The organism is Streptomyces calidiresistens (genome assembly GCF_014141525.1).
Taxonomy (GTDB): Bacteria; Actinomycetota; Actinomycetes; order Streptomycetales; family Streptomycetaceae; genus Streptomyces; species Streptomyces calidiresistens.
The window spans coordinates 1-1682 of sequence record NZ_VKHS01001012.1 but is presented as its reverse complement, the minus strand read 5'-3'; the positions used below and the strand labels follow the sequence as shown (position 1 = coordinate 1682).

The window sequence follows — 1682 nt, the reverse complement described above, 5'->3', positions numbered from 1 at the left end:
TCGACTGTGTATAAGAGACAGGCCGGGCCGTCTGCGCCGGGGAGTACCCCGAGCTGCGTCACCTGGAGCTCTGGCCGGGGGTCGAGGAGCGGGGCGGGGACCTCTCGCCGGACGATCTGGCGCCCGTCTTCGCCGGGAGCCGCTTCCCCCTCCTGCGTTCCCTCGGCGTCCGCAACGCCGAGGCGCAGGACGAGTTCGCCTCGGTGCTCTCCTCCGCGCCGGTCGTCGCCCAACTGGAGGAGCTGGACCTGTCACTGGGGCTGCTGACCGACACCGGTGGGCGGGCCCTGTTGGAGGGTCAGCCGCTGACGCACCTCAAGCGGCTGAACCTCCACCACCATTTCCTCACCGAGCCGGTGCGGGCGGCGTTGCGCGCCGCCCTGGAGCCGTTCGGGGTGGACCTGGACCTCTCCGAGCCGCAGGATCCCGAGGACGAGTGGCGCTATGTCTCCATCGGTGAGTGAGGCGGAGGGCCGACCCGCGGGGGCGGTCCGGGGAGCGCCCCGCTTCGTCGTGGTGGGCTTGCCCGGCAGCCGGCGAACGGCCGGGTTCCGGGCGGCCGCCCTCGCCGCGGGGTGTCCGGAGCCCCGGGTGGTGTTCTGGTCCGATGTCCTGCGGGGAAAGAGGGTGCGGCTGGTGCCGGGCGAGATCGTGCGCCTGGACTCCCCCGACGGTGATCCGACGGCCGAGCGGCTGCTGCGCGGCCCCGGGGACCCGACCAGGGTGGAGGGAACGGCCCGGTGGTACCGGGGGCTGACGGAGGCCGCCCGGGACATCGGGCGGGCGGCCCGGCGCGACGGGGCCCGGATGCTCGACGACCCGGCCGAACTGGCCGTGCTGTTCGACAAGCGGCTGTGTCACGGCCGCCTGGCGGCGGCCGGCGTCCCGGTACCGGCGTCCCCCACCTCGGGGCCCGACGCCCCCGTCCCCGCCGACTGGGCGGCGGTTCGCGAGCTGCTGCGCGGGGCCGGGTTGCGGCGGGCCTTCGTGAAACCCGCCCACGGCTCCTCCGCCTCGGGGGTGCTGGCCCTGGAGACGGCCGGTGGCGGGCGGGTGCAGGCGACCACCTCGGTGGAACTCGCCGCCGACGGAACGCTCCACAACTCCCTGCGGGTGCGGCGTTACCGCACCGAGCGGGAGGTCGCCGCGATCGTGGACGCACTGGCTCCCGACGGTCTGCACCTGGAGCGGTGGGTGCCCAAGGCGGGCCAGGACGGGCGGAGCGCGGACCTGCGGGTGGTCGTGGTGGCCGGCCGGGCCGGCCACGCGGTGGTGCGCACCTCGCGCTCGCCCATGACCAACCTCCACCTGGGTGGCGCGCGCGGGGACACGGGACGGGCCCTGGCCGGGATCACGGCGGCGGGCGGCGACCCGGCGGCACCGTGGGACATCGCCGAACGGGCCGCCCGGTGCTTCCCCCGCACCCTCTCGGTGGCGGTGGACGTCCTGCCCGGCACCGGATGGCGAACCCTCCGGGTGGGGGAGGTCAACGCCTTCGGCGACCTGCTGCCGGGACTGTTCGGCGCGCCGGGACGCGGCGCGGAGGGCCTGAACACCTGGGAGACCCAGGTGGCTGCGGTCGTGGCGGAGCACGGCTCACCGGCCGACGACCCGGCCGGACGGGCGCCGGTCCCGGTGTCCGGGGGACGGGGGGAGGTTCGATGAGTCCCCACCCCCCGCCC

General features: G+C 76.0%; 2 protein-coding genes. Both read left to right on the top strand.

The genetic code is table 11. The features are described 5' to 3' along the window. The first annotated feature begins 203 nt into the window (after positions 1 to 203). Positions 204 to 464 (top strand): hypothetical protein, encoded by a 261-nt coding sequence (locus FOE67_RS25025; protein ID WP_182667093.1) that lies wholly within the window; start codon positions 204 to 206, stop codon positions 462 to 464. Beyond that, complete coding sequence (locus tag FOE67_RS25020) at positions 445 to 1665, top strand: STM4014 family protein (RefSeq protein WP_182667092.1); 1221 nt, start codon at positions 445 to 447, stop codon at positions 1663 to 1665. The genes FOE67_RS25025 and FOE67_RS25020 overlap by 20 nt, the downstream gene beginning before the upstream one ends. Positions 1666 to 1682 lie beyond the last annotated feature (17 nt).

Excerpts from the sequence above, each read along its gene's own strand:
- FOE67_RS25020 (WP_182667092.1), top strand. The coding sequence starts at position 445 with ATGTCTCCATCGGTGAGTGAGGCGGAGGGCCGACCCGCGGGGGCGGTC.